Source organism: Veronia pacifica (assembly GCF_001707825.1).
Lineage (GTDB): Bacteria > Pseudomonadota > Gammaproteobacteria > Enterobacterales > Vibrionaceae > Veronia > Veronia pacifica.
Window position 1 is genome coordinate 148,721 of the sequence record NZ_LYBM01000001.1, and the last position, 24,638, is coordinate 173,358.

25 protein-coding genes and 1 pseudogene are annotated in these 24,638 nt (G+C 44.2%); 15 read left to right on the forward strand and 11 right to left on the reverse strand.

The window, feature by feature from the left end:
- Positions 1 to 6: 6 nt before the first annotated feature.
- The gene (gene putP / locus A8L45_RS00650; RefSeq protein ID WP_068898152.1) at positions 7 to 1,503 is read left to right on the forward strand and encodes a sodium/proline symporter PutP; all 1,497 of its coding nucleotides are present in this window, start codon (positions 7 to 9) and stop codon (positions 1,501 to 1,503) included.
- A gap of 252 nt (positions 1,504 to 1,755) precedes the next feature.
- Here the strand turns inward: putP and A8L45_RS00655 are convergent, their stop codons facing one another.
- A complete protein-coding gene (locus tag A8L45_RS00655; protein WP_068898154.1) occupies positions 1,756 to 2,448 on the reverse strand; it encodes an HAD-IA family hydrolase in 693 nt (230 codons plus the stop codon).
- Positions 2,449 to 2,589: 141 nt separating this feature from the next.
- On the opposite strand from A8L45_RS00655, the gene A8L45_RS00660 reads away from it, so the two are divergent.
- Complete coding sequence (locus A8L45_RS00660; RefSeq protein WP_245680614.1) at positions 2,590 to 3,285, forward strand: fumarylacetoacetate hydrolase family protein; 696 nt, start codon at positions 2,590 to 2,592, stop codon at positions 3,283 to 3,285.
- Positions 3,286 to 3,319: 34 nt separating this feature from the next.
- Here the strand turns inward: A8L45_RS00660 and A8L45_RS00665 are convergent, their stop codons facing one another.
- Together A8L45_RS00665 and A8L45_RS00670 are read right to left on the reverse strand one after the other, a co-directional pair.
- Positions 3,320 to 3,892 carry a DUF1415 domain-containing protein gene (locus A8L45_RS00665; RefSeq protein ID WP_068898156.1) on the reverse strand — a complete coding sequence of 191 codons (573 nt, stop codon included), beginning with the start codon at positions 3,890 to 3,892 and terminating at the stop codon, positions 3,320 to 3,322.
- Positions 3,893 to 4,170: 278 nt separating this feature from the next.
- Positions 4,171 to 4,644 (reverse strand): CreA family protein, encoded by a 474-nt coding sequence (locus A8L45_RS00670; protein WP_068898158.1) that lies wholly within the window; start codon positions 4,642 to 4,644, stop codon positions 4,171 to 4,173.
- A gap of 325 nt (positions 4,645 to 4,969) precedes the next feature.
- Here A8L45_RS00670 and A8L45_RS00675 point away from each other — a divergent pair, with 325 nt between their 5' ends.
- A complete protein-coding gene (locus tag A8L45_RS00675) occupies positions 4,970 to 5,362 on the forward strand; it encodes a DoxX family protein (protein ID WP_068898160.1) in 393 nt (130 codons plus the stop codon).
- A 151-nt stretch (positions 5,363 to 5,513) separates the two neighbouring features.
- Here the strand turns inward: A8L45_RS00675 and ykgO are convergent, their stop codons facing one another.
- The 3 genes from ykgO to A8L45_RS00690 all read right to left on the reverse strand — a co-directional run bounded on the left by ykgO (position 5,514) and on the right by A8L45_RS00690 (position 7,195).
- Positions 5,514 to 5,657: a type B 50S ribosomal protein L36 gene (gene ykgO / locus A8L45_RS00680; protein ID WP_068898162.1), complete on the reverse strand. Its 144-nt coding sequence runs from the start codon at positions 5,655 to 5,657 to the stop codon at positions 5,514 to 5,516.
- Complete coding sequence (locus A8L45_RS00685; RefSeq protein ID WP_068898164.1) at positions 5,657 to 5,917, reverse strand: type B 50S ribosomal protein L31; 261 nt, start codon at positions 5,915 to 5,917, stop codon at positions 5,657 to 5,659. The genes ykgO and A8L45_RS00685 overlap by 1 nt, the downstream gene beginning before the upstream one ends.
- A 315-nt stretch (positions 5,918 to 6,232) precedes the next feature.
- The gene (locus A8L45_RS00690; RefSeq protein WP_068898486.1) at positions 6,233 to 7,195 is read right to left on the reverse strand and encodes a DMT family transporter; all 963 of its coding nucleotides are present in this window, start codon (positions 7,193 to 7,195) and stop codon (positions 6,233 to 6,235) included.
- Between the two features lie 168 nt (positions 7,196 to 7,363).
- Between A8L45_RS00690 and A8L45_RS00695 the strand changes: the two genes are divergently transcribed.
- The 3 genes and pseudogenes from A8L45_RS00695 (at position 7,364) to A8L45_RS00705 (ending at position 9,256) form a co-directional block, all read left to right on the forward strand.
- Positions 7,364 to 7,819 (forward strand): Lrp/AsnC family transcriptional regulator, encoded by a 456-nt coding sequence (locus A8L45_RS00695; RefSeq protein ID WP_068898166.1) that lies wholly within the window; start codon positions 7,364 to 7,366, stop codon positions 7,817 to 7,819.
- Between the two features lie 338 nt (positions 7,820 to 8,157).
- Positions 8,158 to 8,489: pseudogene (locus A8L45_RS25655) on the forward strand (DMT family transporter).
- Positions 8,490 to 8,701: 212 nt separating this feature from the next.
- On the forward strand, positions 8,702 to 9,256 hold the full coding sequence (locus A8L45_RS00705) for a Rossmann-fold NAD(P)-binding domain-containing protein (RefSeq protein WP_068898168.1): 555 nt from the start codon (positions 8,702 to 8,704) through the stop codon (positions 9,254 to 9,256).
- A 205-nt stretch (positions 9,257 to 9,461) separates the two neighbouring features.
- On the opposite strand, the gene A8L45_RS00710 is transcribed toward A8L45_RS00705, so the two are convergent.
- Both A8L45_RS00710 and ileS read right to left on the reverse strand, forming a co-directional pair.
- Positions 9,462 to 10,613, reverse strand: a complete 1,152-nt coding sequence (locus A8L45_RS00710; protein ID WP_068898170.1) for a trans-sulfuration enzyme family protein — start codon at positions 10,611 to 10,613, stop codon at positions 9,462 to 9,464.
- Between the two features lie 381 nt (positions 10,614 to 10,994).
- Positions 10,995 to 14,138, reverse strand: a complete 3,144-nt coding sequence (gene ileS / locus A8L45_RS00715; RefSeq protein ID WP_068898172.1) for an isoleucine--tRNA ligase — start codon at positions 14,136 to 14,138, stop codon at positions 10,995 to 10,997.
- Between the two features lie 463 nt (positions 14,139 to 14,601).
- On the opposite strand from ileS, the gene A8L45_RS00720 reads away from it, so the two are divergent.
- A complete protein-coding gene (locus A8L45_RS00720) occupies positions 14,602 to 15,096 on the forward strand; it encodes an Lrp/AsnC family transcriptional regulator (RefSeq protein ID WP_068898174.1) in 495 nt (164 codons plus the stop codon).
- 20 nt (positions 15,097 to 15,116) lie between these two features.
- Here A8L45_RS00720 and A8L45_RS00725 read toward each other — a convergent pair whose 3' ends face one another.
- Complete coding sequence (locus A8L45_RS00725; protein WP_068898177.1) at positions 15,117 to 16,358, reverse strand: diaminopropionate ammonia-lyase; 1,242 nt, start codon at positions 16,356 to 16,358, stop codon at positions 15,117 to 15,119.
- Between the two features lie 276 nt (positions 16,359 to 16,634).
- On the opposite strand from A8L45_RS00725, the gene A8L45_RS00730 reads away from it, so the two are divergent.
- The 8 genes from A8L45_RS00730 to A8L45_RS00765 all read left to right on the forward strand — a co-directional run bounded on the left by A8L45_RS00730 (position 16,635) and on the right by A8L45_RS00765 (position 21,173).
- Complete coding sequence (locus A8L45_RS00730; RefSeq protein WP_068898179.1) at positions 16,635 to 16,967, forward strand: DUF2834 domain-containing protein; 333 nt, start codon at positions 16,635 to 16,637, stop codon at positions 16,965 to 16,967.
- Positions 16,968 to 17,083: 116 nt separating this feature from the next.
- Complete coding sequence (locus A8L45_RS00735) at positions 17,084 to 17,626, forward strand: chloramphenicol phosphotransferase CPT family protein (protein ID WP_068898181.1); 543 nt, start codon at positions 17,084 to 17,086, stop codon at positions 17,624 to 17,626.
- Positions 17,627 to 17,699: 73 nt separating this feature from the next.
- On the forward strand, positions 17,700 to 18,203 hold the full coding sequence (locus A8L45_RS00740) for a GNAT family N-acetyltransferase (protein ID WP_068898183.1): 504 nt from the start codon (positions 17,700 to 17,702) through the stop codon (positions 18,201 to 18,203).
- A gap of 268 nt (positions 18,204 to 18,471) precedes the next feature.
- Positions 18,472 to 18,879, forward strand: a complete 408-nt coding sequence (locus A8L45_RS00745; RefSeq protein ID WP_068898185.1) for an NUDIX hydrolase — start codon at positions 18,472 to 18,474, stop codon at positions 18,877 to 18,879.
- 125 nt (positions 18,880 to 19,004) lie between these two features.
- A complete protein-coding gene (locus A8L45_RS00750; RefSeq protein ID WP_068898187.1) occupies positions 19,005 to 19,673 on the forward strand; it encodes a nucleoside/nucleotide kinase family protein in 669 nt (222 codons plus the stop codon).
- 21 nt (positions 19,674 to 19,694) lie between these two features.
- Positions 19,695 to 20,078 (forward strand): RidA family protein, encoded by a 384-nt coding sequence (locus A8L45_RS00755; protein ID WP_068898189.1) that lies wholly within the window; start codon positions 19,695 to 19,697, stop codon positions 20,076 to 20,078.
- 126 nt (positions 20,079 to 20,204) lie between these two features.
- Positions 20,205 to 20,417 carry a hypothetical protein gene (locus A8L45_RS00760; RefSeq protein WP_068898191.1) on the forward strand — a complete coding sequence of 71 codons (213 nt, stop codon included), beginning with the start codon at positions 20,205 to 20,207 and terminating at the stop codon, positions 20,415 to 20,417.
- 72 nt (positions 20,418 to 20,489) lie between these two features.
- On the forward strand, positions 20,490 to 21,173 hold the full coding sequence (locus A8L45_RS00765) for a YdcF family protein (protein WP_068898193.1): 684 nt from the start codon (positions 20,490 to 20,492) through the stop codon (positions 21,171 to 21,173).
- A 388-nt stretch (positions 21,174 to 21,561) separates the two neighbouring features.
- Here the strand turns inward: A8L45_RS00765 and A8L45_RS00770 are convergent, their stop codons facing one another.
- Positions 21,562 to 21,987, reverse strand: coding sequence for a cupin domain-containing protein (locus A8L45_RS00770; RefSeq protein ID WP_068898195.1), 426 nt, complete (start codon positions 21,985 to 21,987; stop codon positions 21,562 to 21,564).
- A 258-nt stretch (positions 21,988 to 22,245) separates the two neighbouring features.
- Positions 22,246 to 24,444 (reverse strand): TonB-dependent siderophore receptor, encoded by a 2,199-nt coding sequence (locus tag A8L45_RS00775; RefSeq protein ID WP_068898197.1) that lies wholly within the window; start codon positions 24,442 to 24,444, stop codon positions 22,246 to 22,248.
- Between the last annotated feature and the right edge of the window lie 194 nt (positions 24,445 to 24,638).

Consider the following 24,638-nt stretch of genomic DNA (forward strand, 5'->3'; position numbering starts at 1 on the left):
CATCCAATGATAGAAAACAGCTTTGCTGTCAGCGCTACGTTTGTTGCGTATTTGGCCCTGATGCTAGCAATAGGTGTTTACGCCTATAAAAGAACATCGAATTCAGAGGACTATTTTCTAGGGGGACGCTCTCTGGGCCCCTGGCCGGCTGCGTTATCTGCTGGTGCATCAGATATGAGTGGCTGGTTGTTGCTCGGTTTACCGGGTTACGCATATGCGGCAGGTATGGAATCCTTGTGGCTTGCAGGCGGCTTACTTCTCGGTACTTGGTTAAACTGGCTTATCTGTGCAAAACGCCTGCGCACGTATAGTATAGAGGTTGATAACGCACTGACACTCCCTGAGTTTTTTGCCCGTCGTTTTGATGACAACAGCAAATTACTTCAAACTATTTCTGCATTCTTTATTCTCCTTTTCTTCCTTTTCTACACCAGTTCTGGATTGGTAGCAGGAGGTAAGCTATTCGAGACTGTCTTTGGTCTTGATTACCAAATTGCAGTCATTATCGGAACGGTTTGCGTGGTTTCCTACACCTTGTTTGGCGGATTCCTTGCCGTTTCGTGGACTGATTTGGTACAGGGACTTCTGATGTCAGCGGCACTTGTATACGTGCCTCTGGCGGTGATGGACGGTTCATTCGCTGACCTCAGTGCTGGTCTGACGGCTAAAAACCCTGAATTACTGACCATCTGGAATGATGTGAAAGGTCAGCCTCTGACAACAATCAGCATTGTCTCTCTCGCTGCTTGGGGACTGGGTTACTTCGGTCAGCCACACATACTGGCTCGTTTCAAAGCGACGCGCAGCAATAAAGATATCGGCACTGCCCGTCGTATTGCCGTCACATGGACAGCCCTGTCTATGTTTGGTGCGATGCTCATCGGCCTTGTAGGAATCCTGTATGTTGATGGTCATCCCGGTACAGTGTTGGAAGACAGCGAAAAAATCTTCATGGTACTGGTCAACGCTGCATTCCACCCTGTGATCGCAGGTATTTTGCTGGCTGCGATTCTTGCTGCGATCATGAGTACTGCTGATTCACAACTTCTGGTGTCTTCGTCGGCGCTGGCTGAGGACTTCTATAAGCAGGTTTTCCGTCCGGATGCGACCAATGAGCAGGTTGTGATGATGGGCCGCATTGCTGTTGTCGCTTTATCGCTGGTCGCTTTGGCACTCGCAATGAACCCCGATAGTACAGTGCTTGGTCTGGTATCTTATGCATGGGCTGGTTTTGGTGCTGCTTTTGGTCCTGCACTATTACTGAGCTTGTTCTGGAAAGAGATGAACCGCAACGGTGCACTTGCTGGTATTTTGACAGGTGGTATTACAGTGGTGGTTTGGAAACAGCTGACCGGCGGTATCTTCGACCTGTATGAAATCGTTCCGGGCTTTATTCTGGCGACTCTGGCAGTTGTTATCGTCAGTATGCTGACTGGCGGTGCGTCAGATAAGGTCAGAGCGCGTTTCAATAGCTATGAAAAGCAGTTGGAAACGATGGACTAATATGGTTCAAGACTAAAATTAAAAGGATGCCTCGGCATCCTTTTTTATTGGATGACGAACTCTTTCACCGAAAGAATGATCAAGGAAAAGAATGTCAGATCTTTGGTGGTTTCGTGAGAGGTACTGTGTTTAAAGTATGATGCTGCTGACAGGTGTCGCTCATGCAGTAGATTCAAAATGACGCGGTGTGCTTTTATGCCTGCCCTGAGATGTCCAAAATTTAATTTATCTGAATTTACTTGAGGATGTATCCTAATGCCAGTTGCTGGCCACTGGCATTCTGTTAATAGCTTTCGCTACTTTTTTCATGCTGGTGACGGTTTTAATCAAAGGATGCGAGATAGTCTTTCTGCCAGTGTTATTAAAGTGCAGTGTCCTCATCCCTGCATTAATGCCTGCTTTTATGCCAGACAAGGTGTCATCAATAAATAAACAATGCTCTTTTGGCGTCGCCATATTCATTGCCGCATATCGAAGAACATCCGGTGCGGGCTTCCAGTTATTGGTTTCGTAGGCACTAAACAACCGCCCCTCAAAATAAGGGAGCAGGTCTGTCACTTCAAGACTGGCATACATCCTATCAATCGGACCATTTGAGGCAACGCATACATCTAAACCTATCTGATAGAGGTGGTCGAGGAGTTCAGTGACTCCCTCCATCGGCTTGAGATGTTTACTGAACAGTTTGTCACATTCTTTTCGGTAACGGAGCTCTAGTTTATCAATCGGAAAACTGACGTTTTTACGCTCACAAGTCTGAAGTAAAACATCAGTTATCTTTCCTCCCTGAAAGTGCTCTACACACTCGTCAAGCGAGAGCGTTTCACCAAAATGTGCAAACGTGTTGACCAGAGCCTGTTGTGAGAGAATTTCACTATCCACAAGCGTTCCCTCGCAATCAAATATGATGCAGGAAATAGCTGTATCAAAATCAAAATTTTCCATGCTTATGCTCCGGTCAAATATTCCTCTTATTCATATTTGTTGCCATTATGGCTTTGAACAAGTGACCCGCCTCTAATTTGCCAACGCCGTCCTGTTCGCCACTTGAGAGGAATGCCAAAGTCGGCGTAGGATCTAAGTTAAATGGAATTTGTATGTGAATTAAGGGAAAAAATGACGTATCAACATCAATACAAGCATAAAGGTAATGTGAATTTACCTGTCGGAAAAGTGGTTTGCATCGGCCGTAATTACGCAGATCATGCTTTAGAGCTGGATAATCCTGTACCTGATGAGCCCGTTCTGTTTATCAAACCTGCGACTGCTGTTGTCAGTGCCTCGGAAGACCTCATTTTACCTACCCGTTTCACCCCCATTCACTATGAGGCTGAGCTGTCAGTTCTGATTGGTGAGACCTTGTGTTGCGCGAGTGAGGAACAAGCACGAAGTGCAATTGCAGGCATCGGGGTGGGATTAGATCTGACCCGCCGTGAAATACAGAGTGAATTGAAGAATAAGCAGTTGCCGTGGGAACTATCCAAAGCCTTTGATGGGAGTTGTGCGCTGAGTCCTTTCCTGGAAAGTGACGGTATCGACCTTGCACACTGTCGTTACGGTCTTGATATCAATGGGGCTGAAAGGCAACAGGGAAACACTGAAATGATGCTGACACCAGTGATGGCTCTTATTTGCCACATCAGCCAGTTCTTTACGCTGCAACCGGGTGATGTCGTACTCACCGGAACGCCAAAAGGTGTTGGTGTACTGAACGATGGCGATACACTGACCCTGAGGTTTGCGGATGAACCTCTTGCACAGTGTCAGTGTATTTCAGACTAAGCATCGTAGAGGGTGTTTAGCGCGTTGCTTTAACTCAGTGCGGGAAAAGGAACGGGAACAGTTGTTGCTTTTCCTTCGCTGAAAGGTTGCACACCCTCTCGACATTAATATCGGGAATATCCTCAGGATCACCACCGTAATGCTTCAGTGCCTTCTCGATACTGGCTTCTCGAATCAGGTGAAAGACTGGGAATGGTGAACGGTTGGTCAGGTTGCTGTCACAGTCTTGGTCTGCATCCGCAAAGCAATAATCTGGATGAAAGCTGGCCACTTGATAAATACCACGCCAACCAAATTGATCAACCAGCATATCAGCCACATCAAGAAACTGATTATATTGGTCAAAGTCCTGAAAATGGTTTGGTGTGACAATCAGTGTTGTTTCCAAAACCTCAGGATCATTCTCGTCCAGTGCCTTCAACTCATCACAGATAACCTGCATAACAGACTCATCATCGTCGGCTTCACAAACCCGAATACGAATTTGCTGTTTTCTTTGTGGCTTTGCCGCAAAAGGGCAAAGGTTTAAGCCAATAACGACCTGATTGAGCCAATTTTCCGTTGCCTCTTCAACGTCCTTAACGGTATGTGAGCTTACTGATGACATCTTTTACCCCTGATTTTTTGGTCGGCTTATCTTAATGAAAAATCTATGGAGTGAAAGATGTTTCTTTTTTCGATAGATAAATTGCAGGGGGGAGATTTCATTTATATAGAATGAGTGCCTCTACCATTGGCAGATTCTATGACGTTATCAAGAGAATCGTCAGCAGCAATGAGCATCAGAAGTGACTGACAGGATTTACAGTGTGAATCCCAGCAGTCGGCATTTTACCGACTGCTGGTTATGACGAAAGCACGTTTCGATGTGCAATAGCAGAGTGTTTATTTTTTATCTACGACTGGCGGTGTAACGTAAGCTGCAGTGCCCCAAAGTGGCACGGTAGACAAGCTGTGTTTAAAGCTACCAGATGTTTCTTTTGTTGAATAAGACAGATACATCAGCGTCTGGTTTTCAGGATCATAAATACGGCGTACTTTCATCGATTTAAAGAAAATACTCTTAGATTTTTTAAATACCACTTCGCCAGATTTATCTTTATCAATTTCTGCAATCATTTGTGGCGTTATTTCGCCAGTCTGACGACATGAAATAGAGCTGTCACTGGGATCGGCAAGACTCAAATCTGCTTCGACAGACGCGATGTGACAGGTTACGCCTGTGACAATCGGGTCAACGAGGTTGTTAACTTTTATATCTTTCAGAGTAAACATGCCTAGCGAGACGTCACCGACCTCACTGTTATCACACCCACTCAATAACGTGATAAGTCCCAGAGTAAACAGCGTCTTTTTCATAATTATTCCTTGTTTTTTTATCACCCTTAAAGGTGGGAGTATATCAAAGATATTGTGATCACAGAGTGATATACCAAGGTAAATCATTGCCATATCTAAGACTTTATCACTTTCTAAATTAAATCGTCACAGATATCCAGCGTTGAAAATTTCTACAGTGTGTAACAGTGACATGTGAGTAAATATTGAAGAGACAACATAGAAAGTTGGTAGGTATGCAAAAAGCCGCCAATAAACGTCGTTCACGTTAAAGTGAATAGAGATCTCAGTAAATTTAAATCACGAGCGATATAATCTTCCAAGATTTAATTCGATGAGGATAATAATGAAAAGGTATTTGTACAATAGTGGCCGATGTTTGCTGGCACTTTACTTCTTATTGCCCGGGATCATGAAGTTTGCTGCCTGGGAACAACATATTAACCTGATGCAAGATCATGGAATGCCATTCGCCCCTGTTCTGTTGCCACTTGCTGCAATAATTCAAATTGGCGCAGCATTGCTTATCATTTTCGATCGTTTCACTGCCATTATGGCGCTGGTATTGGCGGTGATGGTGGTTCTGATTAACATCAGCTTGCATGACTTCTGGAATTATACTGGATTGATACAAGCACACGAGACTCAGAACTTTGTCAAAAATCTTGGCATTCTTGCCGGGCTGTTAGTTCTGGCTGCCATGAACTGGGAGATGATGCCTTCTAGACAGGCGAAATAAGACTGGGCAGGTGAAATAAGACTGGCGGTGGAGGATTCCAGCTTTTTGCGCTTCATTAAATATAAAAACGGCCAGTGACATGCTCTAACTTGTCACAGGCGTTTTTATAAAAGTGTGAAGCATAAATATGTAGAACCTGATGCGATAGGATTTACTTTTTCTTCTTCACTTTCCCTTGAACCGCTTTGAAGCGTGGGTTTGACTTGCATATAACGTAAATACGACCTCTGCGTTTTACTATTTGACAATCTTTACTGCGTTTTTTTGCGCTTTTCAATGAACTAAGAACTTGCATTATTTACCTGCCTTTAAACCTGCATTTCCGAAACGTTTAGCAAATCGTGCCACTCGACCGTCCTGTCGGGCAACTCTCTGTGTACCTGTGTAGAAGGGGTGTGAAAATGAAGACACATCCAGCGTCACGTAAGGGTACGTCTCGCCGTCTATCTCGACAGTCCTTGACGTCTCAATGGTAGAACCTACCACTATATATTTGTCTGCCCCTGTATCGTGAAAGGCCACTTTTCTATATTTTGGATGAATCCCTTGCTTCATGTGTTCCTCCTAGCATGGGCTGCGTTAATTGTAATGTTATAACATAACCGGGCACGTACTTTAAAACAAATGAGATTTGTTATCAATAAGTGTGCGCATTTATCTTTGGATCAGAGCAGAGTGGCGAATGAAAGTTTTGGTCAATCGGTATAAGTTTGTGTGATACCTACTATGCGAAAAACGTTTTAGTATTGAAAGGTTAGGGTAAAGTTCTGATATAAATGATCTTTAACGTTTTTATGGGGGAGGCGTTACGTTTATAAGGGGTAAGTGAAAAGGAAGACTTCGATGAAAGCCCTCCTCTTCGTACTATGCTCAGCTACCCGAGCGGTGTTGCTTGTGGAAGATATTACTCGCGACCAAACTGCCAACACAGACGAATGCGAGTGCGAAGATAGTCATTAAATCAGGCTGCTCGTTTAACAGAAGAACAGCCAGCAATGTCGCAACCACAGGGGTAGCACTCCCGAAAGCTGCACTCTGTTCTGCTCCCAGCTGTTTTACTGCATACAAATAGGTAAAAGAAGAAACAACCCCCGCTCCAACACCCTGCAATAATGTATGCGTAATAACGTCTTGCCAAGGCCACAGTGATAGGGGTGTCTCTACAAGTGCACTTGATAGCCATCCCATACTTATAGAAACGCAAAGTCCCAAACAGGAAAAAATAGCCAATAAACCCGAACATGCGAGTGCGTTAAGGTTGGCGACTCTGGCACAGATGGTAAAGACTGCCCACATGAAACTGCCAGCCAGAAATAGAAGATGTCCCTTTAGCTGAGCCAAATCATAGGTGGACGATATTTCACCGACATTCATGCTTGTGGTCAGAAAAAGTACGGTGCCAACAGAGATTGCTATCAGGCCGATAATTCGGTGTGAACTGAGAGGCTGATTGAAAAGGCACACCGCGATTGCTGTGACAAATAATGGGAGTGTACCCGGAATGAGCGCGCTGCCATGTGAGACAGGAGCATATTGCATGGCTGTGCTGGCAACCAATAAGTATGGTAGGCCACTGCCTATAAACATACCGACCAAATACTTCATAGGGATTGCTCTGATCTCATTGCGCGCGCGAAGAGCAAATGGAGTCAGTAAAATTGCCGGCACGATAAACCGCATTAGAGCGAGATCAGCGGGTGCCAGTTCTGAATTAGCACCGCCCTTGAGTGACAAGAAAAACCCCGCCCAAATCAAAAGTGTTGCCAGCATGGCAAAATAGCCTTTGATATTTGCTGACAACGCTATGTTCTTGTGAGAGCCAGCATGTTGCATCAGATTCTGAATTGATGACATGATTGAATCCATGTAAATGACGATTGAATGGTAGCCATTATCAAGCAAATGCTTTAGCGTAAGGTGGCAATATTGACGGTAATATTTTTTATCGCGCTGCTTTCAGCTAATATTTTGCTAATTCTTAATTTATTCAGGCGTGACCATATGGATCGTATCGATAGACAGCTTTTGGCTCTAATGCAAAAAGACGCAAGACTGACAACGGCCGAGCTTGCAGACATGGTGGGGCTGTCACCCTCACCATGTGCCAGAAGGATAAAGCGCTTGGAAAAAGAGAACATCATTGATGGCTACCACGCAGCTCTCTCACGCGAAAAAGTCGGCATCGCGATGACGATGTTTGTTGAAGTGAGTCTTAATAACCACCAGGTCACATCAGTGGATGATTTCGAGCAGGCCATCAGCGATATGCCTGAGGTGGTCAGTTGCCATGTTGTCTCGGGGACCTACGACTACTTGTTAGAGGTCGTTTCTAAGGATTTGCTGGGCTATGAACAATTCACTCGTAAACTTCAGTGCCTTCAGACAGTGAAAGATATTCACACTCAGCTTGCGATACGTAAGGTGAAAGACCGTGGTGTGTTACCCATTTATTCCTGAGTCAGAAACCTCAAATAAGCCGAATTTTAATATAGTGAAACGGCAAATGGTTACTGCTCAATGAGTGAAAGCTGGTGGCAAAAATCAGATATCCATTGCCATTTATATAAAGGAACAGGTATTGCCAAGATAGCGAGCAATATATTTCCTATCCATTAATTTACTTCACTATTTTCAGCAATATAGCTTTCGAGCTTCCTCTAATATCAACGACTAAGTACTGTACTTGGTAAATCAGATAAGTGCTAATAATACTCGTCAATACATAAAAGCGAATATTGATAATGAGTGACATACATAAAGTCTATATGGCCTGTTGATAGATAATGGAGTAGAAAATGGCGTGGTTATATTTGGCAATTGCTGGCTTGTTTGAGATTGTCTGGGCGGTAAGCATGAAGTATTCAGAGGGTTTTACCAAACTCTGGCCGTCAGTCATCATGGTGTCTGGTATGTGGATATCGTTTGGTTTTCTGGCCCTTGCAATGAAAACGCTGCCTGTTGGGAGCGCCTATGCAGTCTGGACGGGTATAGGTGCTGTCGCGTCATGATCGCCGGGATAATTTTGTTCGGTGATAAATTAGACTGGGTGCGCATTGGCTGTATTGGTTTAATTGTCATGGGTGTTGTGGGTTTAAAACTGTTGGGTGGTGATTCTCAACAAGTGTAAGCAGATAAAAGAACAGTCCTGTCTGGTGCATAATGGGCTGTTCGATATATTTTGGCGGCAGCTGCGTTGATGTGTTCATTGGGGCAACGTTCTCCAGAGTCACATATGTGTTTGATGATGTGATTTTAAGCTGCCAAACCTCCAATAAAAAAATACAGTCTTTGGCTAAACGGTATTAATCAAACGGTATTAAATGCAATTTTTGGTTTGCTATGCATAAAAATATATTGGTTATCGGTGGTACAGGAATGTTGAGTGATGCCTCTTACGAGCTTGCCCAGCAAAGTGATGTTTTCACATCCGTGGCTCGAACAAAGGAGTCATTGAATCGGTTTAATCAAAGACTGGTGAATGTAAATACCGAGCATCACACCCTCAGTTTAAATTGGGACGATAAAGAGAGTTTTATCAGCACTCTGCGCCAGCATATTAATGTAATTGGTGTGCCTGATATGGTTGTTACGTGGCTTCATCGCAGTGCGTTTATTGGTGAACTGTCCCGTTTATTCGTTCAAACAGAAAGAGAAGTCATAATTTATCAGGTGCTCGGAAGTAGTGTCACGAATCCTGGCAAGGCAAATGATATCGCCGATACTGTAGCTGACGGCATAAATTATCATCAGATCGTACTGGGCTTTACTGTTGAGTCTGGTCAGTCGAGATGGCTAAGAAACGAAGAGATCTCGGCTGGAGTGATAGCAGCTATCAAGCGCAATCAGCAGACATACATAGTGGGGCAATTGGAGCCCTGGTCATTGCGCCCTTAATCTCTGACGAACTTTAATTCGTGAACCTCTCCTGAGTACGTATAGCCAAATATTGAGACGAGGAAAGGCCCTTTTTAGATTTTTGTCTTGCCTCTAAATAGCATTAGAGGCTTTCATAACCCATGGTCACAACAAAATCTGATAGCTATTTATTTTTGAAACTTAGCCAAGCTTTTCATTAGCCGGATAAACCTCGTTTTGCCCTTTATGGTGCCAGTGCTTGTTTCAGGTCATCAATTAAATCATCTGCATCCTCGATACCCACCGACAGACGAAGGGTTTCAAAGTAAATACCCATAGCTTCGCGCTCTTTTTGAGGCACTGAGCCGTGAGACATGCTGGCGGTATGGTTGACCATGCTCTCAACACCGCCGAGTGATTCTGCGAGTACAAAAAGTTCAAGCCGGCCAATAAATCGCCTCACTGTCTCTTTGTTGCCTCTCAGACGAATCGTGACCACAGCACCTCCTGTTCGCATTTGCTTGTTGCACAACACATGCTGCGGATGGGAGGGAAGACCGGGGTAATGAACTTCCAATATTTCACTGTGCGCTGAGAGAAATTCAGCAATCTTAAGGGCATTGGCACATTGACGTTCCATTCTTACATCCAGTGTCTTCAGTCCTCGTAGCGCGAGATAGGCATCAAATGGGGAGGCGGTGGCACCGACAGTTGTTTTTAGCTTGTCGAGTGAGGTTGCCAGATCGTCACGTGCGGTGATAAGCGCGCCGCCTATCAAATCTGAATGACCACCGATATATTTGCTGGTTGAGAGCATGACAATATCTGCGCCATGAGAGAGAGGGCGCTGGTTCCATGCCGTTGAGAAAGTATTGTCGACACAGGTCAGCAGGTTGTTTTCTTGGGCGAGGTTGCAAATGGCTGTCATGTCGACCAACTCAAGCAGTGGATTAGTCGGCGTTTCAATCCAGATCATCGCGGTGTTGCTTTGTATGGCAGATGTGACTGCCTGTATGTTGTTAAGATCGACATAAGTGAAAGATAGCCCTGACGTGCGGGTACGCAGGTCTTCGAATAGACGATACGTACCGCCATAAACACTCGACATGACAATAAGGTGCGCGTCTCTTGGAAGAAGCTCCAGTGCGAGCGACGTTGCTGCCATCCCTGACGCAGTTGCTGTCGCATAAATGCCTCCCTCCAGCGCTGCAAGGGCGGATTCGTAAGCCTTACGTGTCGGGTTGCCACATCGGGAGTAACTGAATTCACCGCCTTCGCCAAGGTTGGGTTGAACAAAGGAGCTTGCAGTAACTATGGGTGGAAAAATGGCATTGTGGCCTTTGTCCTTCAGATCACCGCCATGGATCGCAATGGTTGCTATTTTTCTTGTCGTCATTTCAGTGTTCTCAACATAATCCGGCTAAGAGTATCGAGTCACCAACGTATCTCTGGGCGACCAGATAGTGCAAGTTATCTACTTCGATTAGTGATGGAGGTAATGGTTCTGTTATTTCGACATCTGGACAAACGCTTTGGGAATCAAAACAAAGAGGATGGGTAAATAAAGACCTGATATTTTCTATTCGGTAGCTCCGGGTGAGGGAAGTGAGTCGTTGTTGGTTTTGCGTATATCGCCGATCAACTGTGCGTGATGGACGCCATACATTATCCTAAATCGCTATCTGAAAAGAGAACTGACGAGCGAGTAACAGAGAAGGCGAATTCTCTGTTACTCGTTTATATTTAATCGTTTACATCTAATCTTTGGCGTTTAAATTCAATCAGATTGCTTTTTAACATCAATGGTGATTGAGCCAAGTTCAAGTTCATGCTGCTCGCCTGAATCAGGGCTTGCATCAAAATCGAGTTGGGTCGTCAGGGTTTCTGTTTTTAGATAGTCTTCGTGCGTTTTAATCCAGTCCTGAATTGACTGTGAGGTGTGGAGTGAGACGTTGACTCTGTCTGTCACCTCGAACCCAAGTGCTTTTCGTCTTTTTTGAATTAAGCCAACAATTTCTCGAACCATTCCCTCTGCGATGAGCTCTTCTGTCAGCTCTGAGTCAAACTCCATCGAGATATAACGGTTTGATACCGCATTGACGCCCTCTTTTGCTTTTCTATAGATGACGATCTCTTCTGCACTGAAAGATTCTCCATCGAGCTGTATTTCTTCGTTGGTTTGAAGATGATCGATCTCTTCAGCCGTCAGGTTCGCAATCAGACTCGCAAAATGTTTCATCTGCTTACCGAGACGCTTTCCAAGCAGCTGGAAGTTAGCCCTCGCATACAAATCAATAAACTGGTCTTCCTCAGTGCTGAAGTCGAGCGTTTTGATGTTCAGCTCTGCCTTGATGTAGTCAGCCAGTCGCATCACATCATTTAACTCTGCGGTGTTTCTATGCAGCACAGTCGCTCGCTGGAGTGGCGTCTTGGTTTTAATTTTGAGCTCGTTGCGCTTCTGTCGGCCCATTACGACCAAGTTCTGCAGTCTTTGGACGCTTTTCTCCAACTCAGGTGCCTTGCGTTCAGTGCTCGATTGCGGATACTCACACAAATGAACGGAATCTGCGGCGTTTTCTTTATTGGAAAAGTGCTTAAGTTCCTGATAAACATGCTCAGACAAGAAAGGCGCAAATGGAGCCATCAAGGTGGAGAAAGTATTCAGACAGTAATAAAGCGTGCTATACGCGGCTTCTTTATCCTCATTCATCTCTGTTTGCCAGAAGCGTGCTCTGTTCAGGCGGATGTACCAGTTAGTGAGGTCTTCCAAGAACTCAAACAGAGGTGGTACCACTTCGTATAGGCGATACGCCTGCATCTCCGCATTCACCTTTTCCTTCAGGCTTTCGAGGCGAGAGACAATCCACTGATCGAGCACATTTTCAGTGCTGAGTGAGCCCGATGCTTTCCACTGATCAATGTCCGCATAGGTTTTGAAGAACTTGAAGCCGTTATACCAAGGTAAAAGTACCTGACGCACCATTTCCTGTACGCCACTATCGGCAAACTTTTGTTCCTCTGCTTTTACCAAACTTGAGTTGATGAGATACAAACGCAATGCGTCAGCGCCGTACTGCTCCATCAAAGTGTCTGGTGCAGTGTAGTTCTTCAGACGCTTCGACATCTTTTTGCCGTCTTCGGCCATGACGATGCCATTCACGATAACGTTTTTGAACGCGGGCTGACCAAAGAGACATTCGCTCAACACCTGTAGGGTATAGAACCAGCCGCGTGTTTGGTCGACGCCCTCGGCAATGAAAGAGGCCGGGAAATTAGACTCAAACTGCTCTTTGTTTTTGAACGGGTAATGGGCTTGAGCGTATGGCATTGCACCGGATTCGAACCAACAGTCAAACACCTCTGGAATACGTCGATACACGCCTTCTTCGTCTGGCCGCGTGAAAGTCAGCTCATCGACGTGGTCACGGTGTAAATCAGAGACCTCCTGACCTGTCAGTGATGTCAGCTCTTCAATAGAGCCAATACACATCTGATTACCTGTTTTGTCGTTGATCCAGATGGGGAGTGGCGTCCCCCAATAACGGTTGCGGGATATGGCCCAATCCATTGCATTTTCGAGCCATTTACCCATTCTGCCTTGTTGGATGTGTCCCGGTACCCATTGGATCTGTTTGTTGTTTTCAACCAAGTTATCCCGGATGCTGGTGACATTGACGTACCATGAAGGCACACTGCGGTAAATGATCGGGGTATCTGAACGAGGACAGAAGGGATAGCTGTGCGACAGGGTATCGTGTCGATATAACAAGCCATCATTTTTAAGTGCCTGAAGAATCGGTTTGTCAGCGTCTTTGACATAGTTCCCCGCAAACGCTTCCACTTCGGCTGTAAATCGGCCTCGGTTATCTAAAGGACAAACACTGGCTTCAACACCATGCTCACGGCAAACGCGCTGGTCATCTTCACCAAATGCCGGTGCCATATGAACGATACCTGTACCGCTGTCTGTAGACACAAAGCCATCAGACAATATCTGGAACGCGCCTTTATCTTGTTGTGATGCAAAATAAGGGAAAAGCGGCTGATAACGCTTTCCGGATAACTCGCTACCTTTTGCTGTTGTCAGCACTTCGACATCATGCTTTTTAACCACCTCTTCCATTCTGGCTTCGGCGATCCAGATAGTTTTGTCGATAGTTTTGTCGAGGACCTTCACGTAGTTAATCGATGGGTTTACACAGAGCGCCAAATTAGAAGGTAATGTCCAAGGGGTGGTTGTCCAGGCTGCGAGGTAGGTGTCTTCGTCTTCAAGCTTGAACAGCACAGTGGCAGCAGGGTCTTGCACATCTTTATAGTTAGAAGATGCTTCAAAGTTGGATAATACCGTTTCCAGCTCTGTTGAGTAGGCCACGACTTTCTCACCAAGATATACCAGCCCTTTATCCCAGAGTTGCTTAAATACCCACCATACCGATTCCATATACCATGGTTCCATGGTGCGGTAATCGTGTTTAAAATCGACCCAACGGCCTAAACGGGTAATGGTCTTTTCCCACTCTTGAGTATAACGCTGCACAATGCCCCGGCATTCATCGTTGTACTTAGTGATCCCGTATTTTTCTACTGCTTCTTTGGCAGACATGCCGAGGGTTTTATCAATTTCATGTTCGATAGGAAGACCGTGGCAATCCCATCCAAAGCGGCGCTCAACATGATGACCAAGCATAGTCTGGTAGCGTGGGACAATATCCTTGATGGTAGAGGCGACAAGGTGACCATGGTGAGGCAGGCCAGTTGCGAATGGAGGACCATCGTAAAAGACAAAGGCAGGCTTATCTTTCGTTTGTTCAATGGATTGTTCGAAGATCCGGTTTTGTTGCCAGAACTTGAGCACTTCATGCTCGGTGTGGACAAAAGAAAAGCTCGCCGAGTTTGACCCGGGTTTTTGCTCTGAAGACATATTCACCTCTGTCTGTTCCCCTTTGAGGTGAGTTATAAAAAAACCCGCCTCTTGGGCGGGTTTCTAATTTGTTAGTTATGCAAACTATCCCACCATTTCTAGAGAAATAATGCTAATAATTCGTGAGATGGCTGCTTTAAAAATCATCGGATAATCGTGACATTGCTGTAAGAGCTTGTCAACGCATTTAATGGATTGCTATCAGACATTGATCCAGCTTAAATGCAACTGTCTCACTCTGAGTGCGATTCTTAATACACGTCGTTTCGTTGAATTCAATGCCACTGGTGTAGTCGCGTCAAAGCGAGTAAAAACCAATAAGCGATTAAAAAAGTAAATTTTATAAGTGTGTAAGCGTTGCTCAACGTCTTGACGAGAGGCCGGGTCAGGTCAAAAATAAAGTAGAAACTCAGGGGCATTAAAAAAACGGCCTCTTGGCGGTGTAGAAAACAAGGGTATGTTTATGCCGAAATCCAGCCTTCCGGTAATTGATAGCTTTGATCGGAAGATTTTGAACATAGTACAAGTTTCTAATCGCATTACCTCTGACAAGATAGCCGACCAGATTGGCCTGTCACCCGCGGCAGTGCAGCGAAGATTGAAGCGCTTACGAGCAGAGAAGGTCATTGAGGCCGACGTGGCTGTCGTCAATCCAAAAGTCGTTGGTCATGCAATGACCTTTGTCGTTCAGGTCGCTCTGGAACGTGAGCGTGTCGACCTTATGCATAATTTTAAAAAAGACATGCAAGCTAACCCCGCAGTACAGCAGTGTTATTACGTCACGGGCAGCTCAGATTTTATCCTGATTGTAACTGCAAGAGATATGGAAGGGTATGACACCTTTACCCGGGAAACTTTCTTTGATAATGCCAACATCAAGAGCTTTCAGACCAATGTGGTGATGGATGCGGTGAAAGTCGGACTGTCATTGAATATAGAAGAAGACGCAGAGAATTAACTCTGCGTCCGCCTTCTTGCTTAGGAGGATTCGTTAATCTGGCTGGTAACAAGCTGGTGGTACAATTCGGGGTCTGTCGCCCCTTCTGTGCCTAAAACCAGAATCTTACTGTCACTGTTTAGGTTAAGTTGGTTAGCAAAGTCAGACGTTTTACGTGCAATGACCATGGCTGCAAGCCCTGCAACTGCTGATTCACCCGCCTCAACGGCCGGATCCTCACCCACCCCTTTGGCTAACAACTGCATGGTTTGGGGCACGGTTTCTTCACTGACGGTCATAAAATCGTCTGCGCCTGACGCTAAAATTGTCCATGCCAGCAATGATACTTCGCCGCAGCAAAGTCCAGCCATCATGGTTTCTAAATCCCCGGTCACGGTGACAGGCCTTCCAGCTCTTGCACTTTGCTGAAGGCAGTTTGCATTCTCAGGTTCAACAACCACAAAGCGTGGACGCTCTTGTTGCCAATATTGCCAGAAGTAGCCGCAGACTGCGGCTGCTAATCCACCCACGCCGCCTTGCACAACGACATGGGTCGGTATTTCTCCGTCTAATTGCTCGATAATTTCAGCGAGCATAACGGTATAACCCAAGGCAACATCTTTGGGTATGTCCATATACCCCTCATAGGAGGTATCGGACACGATAATTCTATTGTATTGCTTGGCCTGCTCCGCTGCAGTGCGAACGGACTCGTCATAATTTCCATCAATACGAATGACCTCAGCACCAAATTGTTCCATGGCCAGTCGCCGTCCTTCAGAGACATCAGAATGAATAAAGATGACGCATTGGCAGCCAAACATCTGAGCACCCCATGCTACAGAACGACCATGGTTTCCATCAGTCGCACAACTGACAGTCACATCAGCCAAATGCTCACTGTACATACCAAGAAGAAGATCATCGATTGACACCTGTTGGCCGATTTTCTCTCTCAGGACAGCTTGCAGTTGACGTGCGACAGCAAAGGCTCCACCAAGTGCTTTGAAACTTTTAAGAGCGAAGCGTTGTGATTCATCTTTATACCAAATACGCGAAAAACCAGCTTGATCTGACAAGGCGTTTAGAGAGAGAAGTGGCGTCGCTTTGTATCCGGGCCATTTTTTAATATCACGAATGGCTACTTCTGCGTTTGTCAGATTCAGTATTGACTGGTGCTGGTCGGTATACACATTACTTGCGCCAGCTCTTGGATTGGCAAAATGACTCACAGTGCCTTCTATAAGGTGTTTTGTGGTTTTTATTGATGTATCCGTTGTCATCACTTCGCACTACTCCATCAGAATTCACTTCACCGGGTATTCATTGGTGCAAATGGGTTATGAGATTACTTACCTACCGTATTTTGCTTGGGCAGGAATATTTTTCGATTGATCTTAGTTTATTCAGCGTGCGTGTGGTCAAAACGTAAATTTCTATTGTGATGTGAGGAATTTCTGCGATTTTGAGGCGCTAATCGAAGTAAAACATTTCTACCATTTCTGATGCCGTATAAATCATTGATAGTTAAGCAATAGAGAATTTGACGGAGAAATGGTATGCGATGGATTTATCTGATTCTGGCTGTCGTTGGCACTCTTTTACCTTATGGCGCTTTTCTACCCTGGTTGATCGACAATGGCCCTGACCTTTGGCAACTCATCAAGGATGCCACCGTCAATTCCATCAGTGTTTTTGCATGGTTAGACGTAGCGATCGCTGCTGTCGCGCTTATCTTATTCATCGTTAACGACAGCAGAAAGCACAATGTGAAATACGGGTATCTTGCCATTATGGCGACACTGACGATTGGTGTATCTGCTGGGCTGCCACTTTATCTTTTCTTACGCCATGAAACTGAAATAGTAAGCCAGCGCCTTGAGGGTGTCTGATGTGACCTGAGCATTCCCGCAGACATGACATTGTTCAATACCCTGCTGTATCCGCTTATTTGTCAACGGACTAATATCAGCCGAGGGTAATCAGTATTAAACCAGAGGAGTTTTTAGTGTATCCAGACGTTATTTTATTGAATGGTACAGGCAGTTCGGGGAAAACGAGTTTAGCGAAACAGTTGCAGGAACTCATTCCCGTACAGTATTTAAACTTCAGCATCGACAGTATTCTGTATACCCTGCCACCTTCTGACCTCAAGCGAATGATGGCTGGCGGAGCCATTGAACGGGACGGTTACGACTACCATCAGCTTACAGATGGCTACCATCATTGCGTCGGCGCGCTATTGAAAGCAGGGTGCAGAGTGATCATTGACAATGCGTGGGTGCATCAAGATGAACTGGACGCGCTTGAAGATATCCTGTCTGATTTTGAGGTCGTGAGGGTCAAGGTACAATGCCGCTTGGATATTTGTATCCATCGCGAGCTTTCTCGTGGAGACAGAGCAATTGGCCTTGCTGAGTGGGAGTATCCTCTGGTTCACAATTACATGAAATATGATGTGGTAGTGGATACAAGCGATATCTCGCCGAAAGAAGCTGCTGCTTTTTTGCTTGTAGAACTGGAGAAATTCAATAAAAGTCGCTCACGTTAAACAGGTAAATACTGATGTGTGCAGAGTGACTGACCAGAGAATAATGTTATCTATATAGTAATAAGGGAACTGAATGGATATTAAGCATGTTATCGCAGACCATTGTCTTGATCTTCTTCCGGCCTTTGTTGAGCTGGAAAGCTATTACTTCGCGGAAAATGCAGCAACTCAAAACGAGCTGTCTCATTACCTGACTGAACGCGTATTTTCTCAAGCATCCAGTGTCAAAATCATCGCGGCGTATGAGAAGGGTCAGGTGCGTGGTTTTGCCACTTATACTGTGATGTATCCCGCCCCAAGACTTTCAGGCCAAATGTATATCAAAGACTTATTCGTTACCTCTTCGGCGCGGGGAAAAGGAGTGGGTCTGGCCTTGATGAAGTATCTGGCTGCTGTAGCAGTAAATGCTGGCTGTGAGCGTTTGGATTGGACAGCAGAGAGCATCAATCCACGAGCCGGTCAGTTTTATCAGGCTATTGGTGCCAGCCTAGTATCAGAAAAAGAATATTATCGTTTTGAAGGCACAGCCCTGAGTCAATTTGCACAATCTCTTCTCAATGATGATGTTAAACATTGAGCGTCTTGAATCACATGTTTATTAGCTCTTAACCCGCCTCGAAAGTCATATCATTACCATTTTTTGAGCTATTCAAATGTTTTTCGTCGGTGAATTCCGTAAATGACCTAGAGGGTGTATGGGCAGTAGGCATATGGGTAATCTGGCCGAGAGGGCACGAGGTATGCAGACGATCGCAAATTTCACTCGTGGATTATATTAGACAAATCGCAGGAATTATATTGGACGCCTGTGTGTAAAACCTTGTTAGACCTCAATGGTGCAATCAATGACAGCAAAGGAATGTGTCAGTTTCATGTTGGTAAAAGGCGATAAAGTGCTTGTTGAGCAGCGTGCCTTACACAAGGAGACCGACCCTGGATTGATAACTCTACCCGGTGGGCATATTGAGCTAGAGGAAACTCGCGAGCAAGCTTTAGTCCGTGAACTCAAGGAAGAGTTAAACGTTGTACCAAATACATACTATTACCTGTGCTCTTTGCATCACCCAACCCAAGAGTTACAGCTGATCCACTATTACGTTGTTCTCGATTGGAGCGGTAAACTCTCAAATCGAGAAGCTGATGAAGTTATGTGGTGTTCATCATCGGAGTCTCAAATAAGTATTGAAGCCGATAGAGTTGCTTTGAGAGAGATGAAAAGAATGCAAGAGTTGCTTGTTCAAAGTTCGTTCTAACAAGCTAATGATCGAGGTAAGTTTACTTTTGGCGCATTTTTTCACAGGAATGCTGTCATTCAGGCTCTTCAATAAATTTGGGTAGTAAACGCCCGTTATTCTTACGTTACTGTGAGGGAATCTGAATGCCAATAATATGTCTTGAAGGGGCTAGCGGTATCGGAAAGAGTACTGCAGCTTTTTTTATGGAAAAAGAGTACGGATACGTTCGCATTCCAGAAGTAAACGAATTATTCGAACAGTCATCTGGTGAACCAGATGACTGGTATTTCGAAATGCAAGTTAAACGTTGGGAGTTAGCTAATGAGGTCTCTCAATCTGGTGAAGTAGCCATCCTAGATGGGGATCATTTGCAGCCAGTTTGGTATAACTGGATTCTTGATGATCTAAATTTCCAACCCTTTGATGCAGTTTTGGATTTCTACTCTAAGGCATTCTTACAAGGCAAATTAGATTTCCCTGATTCGTATGTTTTATTGCATACAAGTATCGATGAATTACGAATTAGGAAAGAAAACGATAAGAGTCGCAACAGAAGTCACTTTGATATGCACTTGCGATTAATTGAACCTCAACATGAATACTTTGAATCATTGCGTTCAGGCGGCCTTAAAGGCGTGAGTTTTATAGAGGCGACTTCTCCAGTGGATATTGGCAATTACTGTCATAACATGCAGAAAGTCGGTTTGGTGAAGAACCCAAATAAGCCAGGATTTAATATCTTTGAGGATTACATTAATTCGAAAGTAACAAGTAAAGGCAAGGGACGCGAAAAAGCCGCGCCCATGCTCTAAGCGTTATGCCTAAGAGGTAATATGAAGAAGTCTATTGTCCCTGAGCAATTCAAACACTACTACGACGATTGGCACTTTTCACCAGTAATTGAAGCAGATGGAACGGTTTATCTATCCGGCGTTACTGCTGCTAGAAAAGATAAACCAATCAGCATTGATCCCCAGGAGCAGTTCCACGATGCGTTTTATAAACTAGGTGTATATCTCGATGCCGCAGGATTAACTTACGATGACATTCTTGAAATGACCACATTCCACGTTGACTTAAAGGCACACATTGATGTGTTTTCAAAAGTAAAAGATGAATATGTGAAAGCTCCATATCCAGCGTGGTCTGCTGTAGGAGTATCTGAGTTTATTCCAGAAAATGCCTTAGTAGAAATGCGTGTTGTGGCAAAAAAATAATTTCGCTAAAACAAGAAAATGAACGTGGACGTTTACTCGCGGTGCATTTTCTCATAGAAATACTGTGATTTTGTATTTTAAACAGTTTGGGTGAGTAAGCGCCCGTTTTATGTCAAAAGGAATTAAATGAGTATCAACATTTATTTACTCGGTCAGTTGGTTTTTATCTCAATGTTGTTCGTCGGAGGCTTGAGTTATTACTTGGGTAAGAGGAAAACTTCCACACCAAAAGTGGCAGCCATGATTGGCGTGACCTTGTGTATCGTCCCTCCGCTTAATTTTATCTATTTGATCATTTTATTGCTCAAGAAAGATATCAAGGTTGGGGCAACAGCCTGACGAACATATTACAAGCGCAGTCTCGTTATAAATTTTCACTGCGCGTTAATTTGCCCATGCTACAGACGTTGTATGCAAAAAAATGATCGAGTACCAATAATGATGTTAAGCGAACTATCTAAAGAAGATATCAATGAAATCACATGCCTAGTGTTTGGAGACGACCTGACACAAAAGGAGCAGGCCGACCTGATCTTTGTTTTCGGGGGAACTAATCCAGGTATATGGCAAGCGGCATATAAGGCGTACAGCGATGGTATCGCTGAGCGTATCTTGATAGCTGGCGGGTTAAGCCCTAATGGAAGAAAACACTATGCTTGGGATCTTGGTGACATCCCCGAATCCGTCGGTATCAAGCATAAACTCGTTGAACTCGGCGTCCCAGCTAATAATATTTTGTGTGAGGTAAACTCATCAAACTCTTATGAAAACGTCGTGTTTTCGAAGGCAGTGTATGGCCTCAGTAATCTGAGAAACATTGCGGTTGTGTGCAGAAGCTATTCTGCTGGAAGGCAGTGTAGAACAATAGATAAACAACTTGGTGGCAGTGTTCGTATCACGCCTTTTACTTTTGAAGCCAAGCAGCACCCGGATGAAGCTCCGATTAGCCGACATAATTGGCTTAAGAGTGAACGTAGTTATAAGTTCGTGATTGGCGAGTTTTTGAAAATAATAAAATACGGAAGCTACGGACACTTAACCGAGGCGAATATTAATAGTGGAAGGCTAATCGATTACGCCAAGTTGCAAGTGTAAGCATATAACAAAACCATCCAACTGACTCCGCAACGTCGCCTTTTTTGCTAATAAACACAGCAAAACGGGCCACATTGCTCCGCGGTTGATTGCGGCGTTATGTGTCATGGAGTACTTAGTGACCCAAGTGGGAGAAATTGGGCAAATCGAATCTGGCGATGATCAGGGCTTTTAAGTCAAAATCATTGATGATTCTGAGAGCACAGGTGGTTTCCTAGTCCTCATGGGTAAAGACCTAAACAATCCTATTTCGCTAGCTGTTGACAGTTAGGTAGCAAACACCGAAGAACTTAGAAATCCAGAGGCCTGCTATTCATATAATGTGTTACATCAGTCTACGATTTACAGGCTTATCGTTACTTCAAAAAGCGCTATCCTACTGGCGTTGCTACATTTGTTTTCTTATTCCTGGCGCTATTTCATTCATTTTTAGAGAGACCAATTGCAAAATAACGTCTCCTTGCCGTGCCGCCAGCCAATGGGGGTCTTTTTCTGGCACCGTCAGAATGTCACCCGCTTCGTATACTTTCTCTTCCGACTTATTAACCTTTTCTCCGTTTCCCCAGAATAATTTACCTGAAATTACTGTCATTAAACGGATCCCACTTTGTGTGCTGTGTGGAGGAACCACTTTTCCAGACGGTAACTGAAACAAAATAACACTTGGTTTTCCGTCAGATACCGCAAGAGGAGTCACTTTTGCTACTTCATACACTGTTTTTGATGGCAGAAGATCGAGATCTATCAATCTCGTTTCTGCATATACCTGATTCGATGCAAGTAAAGATAGGAAGAAGAAGGGGAGTAATTTCATGATTTCACCTCTTGACGTGATGACCAGTGACCTTGTGATAAGTAGATATTTCCGCTCGAACAGCAAAGAGTATCTACCCATCACCAATTAATGATAATGATAACCATTATCATCTTTTCATGAGGTCGATATGCCACACAATCTATTCAGTAGCCATAATTATGATTTTGGAGTCGTGATGGTCATATTGTGAGTACTGAAGAGTTTTTGCGCTCATGTATGTTGTCACTTACATTCTCAGCCTGTATTTACACACCTCTAAAACTCATAATCTAGCTTCACTTCAACAGATCGTTCTGCACCAAACCAGCAGTTTGTTTTATCAAAACAGGTATAACTCTCTTGATCGAGAGCGTTGGTGACTGCAACGTTGACCGCTGTCCCTGTTAACTGGTCATTGAGTTCACCGAGGTCATAACCAAGTGATAAATCGACGGAGGTATAAGCAGGTACTTTGCCCTGAGTGTTGCTATCGTCCATTTGCATTTCACCCACATAGCGAACGCCACCACTTATTCGCGTACCCGCTAAAACCCCGTCATCAACAAAGTAATTGCCGGCTAGATTGGCTGAATGTTCTGGAACATAAATAGGAGTCGTGCCTTCAAGTTGGTAAGCGGTGTCCTTTGTTACTTTAATATCAGAGTAGGTGTACCCAGCAGCCAGGGTTAAACTGTCTGTAACACCCCATTGAGTTTGTACTTCAACACCTTGCGATGTAATTTCACCAACCTGAAGTGGAGGATTACGATAGTCAGCCGGGTTTATGATAAGTGCGTCACTTTTTACTATTCGATAAACAGATACGGAAGCATTGCTTCTTTCATCGTCTGACTGGGCTTTTATCCCCAGCTCCCATTGCTCACTGGTCTCCGGTTTATACGAGATACCATTGGGGCCTTTGCCGGGGGTGGGTTCAAAGCCAGTTGCGTAGTTGAGGTATGGCGCAATACCAAAATCAAACTCGTACAAAGCCCCAAATCTGTATGAGAATGCGCTTAAATCAGCTGTTATTTCTTCTGTATTACCACCTATAAAGCCGCTTACATAGGTTTCACTTCTATCAACGACACCTTTATAAATATCGTAGCGGCCGCCGGCAAGAAGGACGAGACCATTGAAACGGAGCTGGTCTTGGAGGTAGATACCAATCTGTTGGCCGAAAATATCATCTTTCTGATTTCTCAGTTCAAAAAGAAGTTTCGGTGACAATATATCATTGTCTGGATTGAAAACATTAAACACATAAAAAGGGATGTTCAGAGTGAAATATTCGCTGTAGTCCGAAACACCGGATAGGTACTGATAGTCTGTACCCAGTAAAATATCGTTTTCTAACGAGCCATAGTGAAAATTTGCTGAAATCTGATTATCAATTGTAAAGGCTTTTGTCGTTTCCTCGGTAGAGTATATGTTGCGAAATAATTGTCCCGTAGACTCATTAAAATTACAATTTGCCGGATTGTCTGGCTCATTGCAGGTATGGTAAGTGTTCTTTTGGAGTAATTCACCTTCTGTATACCGTGCGTTCTGAAGAAACGACCAACTTTCGTTGAAATCGTGGTTTAGTTTGTAGCCAGCCATCAACATTTTACGTTTGAATACACTCCAGTTGAGATCGCCTGCTGAGGTTGATGGAGATATTTTCCCCAGTGGGTTATCAATAAACATTCCTGATGCGGGTAAAGAAGAATTAATACCCATTGAGGGATCATTTTGGTAGTAAAAGCTAATAGTTAAATCGGTACTATCTGTAATTTTCCAGTTCAATGATGGTGCAAATAAATAACGTTCATCTGTAGCATTATTGACCTGACTGTCTTGCTTTCTTCCCATAGCAATAACTCGATAAGACAGATCGGTATAACCAATAGAGCCAGTAGTATCAAAACTAGCCTCCATCAAATTTCTCATTCCTAGTGATGCACTAAAAACCGATATTGTGTCAGTTTGAGGTGCTTTCGAAATGATGTTAACTAGACCGCCGGGTGACATAGAGCCGTATAAAACAGAAGTCGGTCCTTTAAATATTTCTATCTGTTGCATCGCAATGGGATCGACTTGTGGTTGCAGGTTCCAGCCAATCAAATAAGGAAGGGGCAGGCCGTCATAATACGCTTGCCTTATGGGAAACCCTCGAACATAAAAATTATCATACATATTAACCGATGAACCTTTAGTTTCCGTCACCGTACCAGGCACATACCTTAGTGCTTGGTTCAATGATTTTACGCCTCTCTGCATAAGGGTCTCACCATCAACTATATTGATAGCTTGCGGCGTTTCATGAGGTTCAAGTTTTGTCTTGGTGGCTGTATTACGATATGCCTTGCCAAGAACAGTCACTGTATCAAGGGCGCTATCTTCATCACTATAATCTGCCCATACAAAAGGCGAGTTAGCCATTGTTAAAATCAATATTGGAATGGCGTTTTGTATAAAATGCGATATCTGCATAGTTCCCTCTATTACAGCAATTAGAATTAATTATTTTTTTTATCGTATCGCTGAGAAAATACGAAAACTTAACAATTTGGTGCAAAAAAAAATAATGAACGCTTATGTTTGATGTTGAGACTTTAGCCAATTAAAATTTTCTATCTTAAATATGAGATAATTAATATATTTTTTATACTTCACTAAGTGTCAGA

Excerpts from the sequence above, each read along its gene's own strand:
- putP (WP_068898152.1), top strand. The coding sequence starts at position 7 with ATGATAGAAAACAGCTTTGCTGTCAGCGCTACGTTTGTTGCGTATTTG.
- A8L45_RS00655 (WP_068898154.1), bottom strand. The coding sequence starts at position 2,448 with ATGGAAAATTTTGATTTTGATACAGCTATTTCCTGCATCATATTTGAT.
- A8L45_RS00660 (WP_245680614.1), top strand. The coding sequence starts at position 2,590 with ATGGAATTTGTATGTGAATTAAGGGAAAAAATGACGTATCAACATCAA.
- A8L45_RS00665 (WP_068898156.1), bottom strand. The coding sequence starts at position 3,892 with ATGTCATCAGTAAGCTCACATACCGTTAAGGACGTTGAAGAGGCAACG.
- A8L45_RS00670 (WP_068898158.1), bottom strand. The coding sequence starts at position 4,644 with ATGAAAAAGACGCTGTTTACTCTGGGACTTATCACGTTATTGAGTGGG.
- A8L45_RS00675 (WP_068898160.1), top strand. The coding sequence starts at position 4,970 with ATGAAAAGGTATTTGTACAATAGTGGCCGATGTTTGCTGGCACTTTAC.
- ykgO (WP_068898162.1), bottom strand. The coding sequence starts at position 5,657 with ATGCAAGTTCTTAGTTCATTGAAAAGCGCAAAAAAACGCAGTAAAGAT.
- A8L45_RS00685 (WP_068898164.1), bottom strand. The coding sequence starts at position 5,917 with ATGAAGCAAGGGATTCATCCAAAATATAGAAAAGTGGCCTTTCACGAT.
- A8L45_RS00690 (WP_068898486.1), bottom strand. The coding sequence starts at position 7,195 with ATGCAACATGCTGGCTCTCACAAGAACATAGCGTTGTCAGCAAATATC.
- A8L45_RS00695 (WP_068898166.1), top strand. The coding sequence starts at position 7,364 with ATGGATCGTATCGATAGACAGCTTTTGGCTCTAATGCAAAAAGACGCA.
- A8L45_RS00705 (WP_068898168.1), top strand. The coding sequence starts at position 8,702 with ATGCATAAAAATATATTGGTTATCGGTGGTACAGGAATGTTGAGTGAT.
- A8L45_RS00710 (WP_068898170.1), bottom strand. The coding sequence starts at position 10,613 with ATGACGACAAGAAAAATAGCAACCATTGCGATCCATGGCGGTGATCTG.
- ileS (WP_068898172.1), bottom strand. The coding sequence starts at position 14,138 with ATGTCTTCAGAGCAAAAACCCGGGTCAAACTCGGCGAGCTTTTCTTTT.
- A8L45_RS00720 (WP_068898174.1), top strand. The coding sequence starts at position 14,602 with ATGCCGAAATCCAGCCTTCCGGTAATTGATAGCTTTGATCGGAAGATT.
- A8L45_RS00725 (WP_068898177.1), bottom strand. The coding sequence starts at position 16,358 with ATGACAACGGATACATCAATAAAAACCACAAAACACCTTATAGAAGGC.
- A8L45_RS00730 (WP_068898179.1), top strand. The coding sequence starts at position 16,635 with ATGCGATGGATTTATCTGATTCTGGCTGTCGTTGGCACTCTTTTACCT.
- A8L45_RS00740 (WP_068898183.1), top strand. The coding sequence starts at position 17,700 with ATGGATATTAAGCATGTTATCGCAGACCATTGTCTTGATCTTCTTCCG.
- A8L45_RS00745 (WP_068898185.1), top strand. The coding sequence starts at position 18,472 with ATGACAGCAAAGGAATGTGTCAGTTTCATGTTGGTAAAAGGCGATAAA.
- A8L45_RS00750 (WP_068898187.1), top strand. The coding sequence starts at position 19,005 with ATGCCAATAATATGTCTTGAAGGGGCTAGCGGTATCGGAAAGAGTACT.
- A8L45_RS00755 (WP_068898189.1), top strand. The coding sequence starts at position 19,695 with ATGAAGAAGTCTATTGTCCCTGAGCAATTCAAACACTACTACGACGAT.
- A8L45_RS00760 (WP_068898191.1), top strand. The coding sequence starts at position 20,205 with ATGAGTATCAACATTTATTTACTCGGTCAGTTGGTTTTTATCTCAATG.
- A8L45_RS00765 (WP_068898193.1), top strand. The coding sequence starts at position 20,490 with ATGCAAAAAAATGATCGAGTACCAATAATGATGTTAAGCGAACTATCT.
- A8L45_RS00770 (WP_068898195.1), bottom strand. The coding sequence starts at position 21,987 with ATGAAATTACTCCCCTTCTTCTTCCTATCTTTACTTGCATCGAATCAG.
- A8L45_RS00775 (WP_068898197.1), bottom strand. The coding sequence starts at position 24,444 with ATGCAGATATCGCATTTTATACAAAACGCCATTCCAATATTGATTTTA.